This window comes from Pseudomonas sp. IT-P4, assembly GCF_949767755.1.
GTDB classification, from domain to species: Bacteria; Pseudomonadota; Gammaproteobacteria; order Pseudomonadales; family Pseudomonadaceae; genus Aquipseudomonas; species Aquipseudomonas monachiensis.
This window is the reverse complement of sequence record NZ_CATKPX010000102.1, coordinates 1-297: the sequence shown is the minus strand read 5'-3', so window position 1 is coordinate 297 and position 297 is coordinate 1. Positions and strand designations below refer to the sequence as shown.

1 protein-coding gene is annotated in these 297 nt (G+C 62.3%); it reads right to left on the bottom strand.

Translation table 11 applies throughout. The features are described 5' to 3' along the window. On the bottom strand, positions 1-297 hold a 297-nt coding region (locus tag ACM6IT_RS27985; RefSeq protein WP_414919111.1), incomplete at both ends, for a hypothetical protein.

Genomic DNA, 297 nt, shown 5'->3' with positions numbered 1-297 from the left:
GAGGCGAACTGCCAGCTCTTGCGGCCCATGGCGTCGTAGCCGAAGCAGCTGGTGAGCGTGCCCTGGGTGCGCAGGACTTCGCGGTGCAGGTCATCGCGCTCGATGTCACTGATGAGCTGGCCGTCGAGGTTGAGTTGATGCAGATGGCCGCTGCCGTAGTACAGGTGATTGAGGTGTTGGCCGGTGGGCAACGTCAGGGTGGTGAGGTTGCTCAGTGGATCGTATTCGTAGGACAAGGCGCCTTGCGCCGTGGTCTCCTGGACCAATCGGCCGAGCAGGTCGTAGGAGAACTCGAGT